Annotated in this window: 1 protein-coding gene; it reads right to left on the bottom strand. The window is 42.5% G+C overall.

The window, feature by feature from the left end; all coding sequences use genetic code 11:
* Window positions 1–1169 (bottom strand): IS256 family transposase (locus AB840_RS15285; RefSeq protein WP_048515674.1); only part of this gene is annotated, 1169 nt, incomplete at its 3' end.
* Between the last annotated feature and the right edge of the window lie 27 nt (window positions 1170–1196).

The raw sequence follows: 1196 nt of genomic DNA, 5'->3' as shown, positions 1-1196 counted from the left end.
TGAAGCTCGGTAATAATTTTAGGATTAATGTAAGAACGCCCGCTGGACCAATCTTCGCTGTACTCAATGAGATAGCTTGTGACAAGCCGGACGTATGAATCCATACTGGGGAAAATTCCAACGACTCTAGTCCGGCGCCGGATTTCCCTATTTAATCGTTCCAGTAGATTTGTAGATGAGATTTTTCTAGCATCAATTTCTTGGAAACTGAAAAATTGAAGCGATTCTTCGAGGCCTTCTTCTAACAAGGATATGGCCTGCGGATACTGAACTTCATAGTCATTCATGAATATATTCGCATATTTTTGAGCGCTCTCGTAGTCCGGCTGTAGCCAGATTTGCTTAAGCTTTGCGGCAAACGATTTTTTATTTTTACCAGAAACATGCGCCAATATATTTCGCATAAAATGAACCTTGCACCGTTGCCAGGAGCAGCCGAGAAAAGCTTCTCGGGCAGCTTTTACTAGGCCTTTATGGGCGTCAGATACGACCAGCCATACGTTCTCTAAACCTCGTTCTTTTAGCTGATCAAATACGTTCGTATACGTTGCGGCAGACTCTTCATACATGGGTTCTACCGCTAAAATATCACGTTTGCCCTCTAAATTAATGCCAGTAACGACTAGTACGGCCATATTTTTAACCCTTTGCGTATCACGAATTCGCTCATATAACGCATCTACCCAAAGAACCGGATATGTGGCTTCTAGCTTTCGGCTTCGGAATGCTTCTACTTGTTCGTTTAAATCCTTAGTAATTGCTGAAACTTGGCTGCGTGAAATGGATTCGATGCCTAGCGTTTTGGTTAATTTATCGATTTTGCGGGTTGAGACGCCATTGACGTAGGCTTCCTGAATGACATTCATTAGAGCGGCTTCGGAACGTTTTTTTGCCTCTACAAAAAAGGGAATGTATCCGCCATTTCTGATTTTAGGAACCATGAGATACATTGTTCCCATTCTTGTGTCAAACCGACGAACGCGGTAGCCTGATCGGTATCCCTGGCGTTCCTTGTTCCGTTCTGATTTCTCGGCACAAAGCTTACTTTCTACTTCAACTTCCATGAGACGTTCACAGAGCCATTTGAGCATAGATTGCATCGGATCTTCCTCTGATATAAATTTCATTAGCATTTTTTCAAAAGATACGGTAGAATTTAGGTGAGCCATCATTTGTTCACTCCTTATTGGTTTGCT

Origin of the sequence: Megasphaera cerevisiae DSM 20462 (assembly GCF_001045675.1) — a bacterium.
Taxonomy (GTDB): Bacteria; Bacillota; Negativicutes; order Veillonellales; family Megasphaeraceae; genus Megasphaera; species Megasphaera cerevisiae.
Note: the sequence above shows the minus strand (reverse complement) of the source record. Positions and strands in the feature narration are given on the sequence as shown.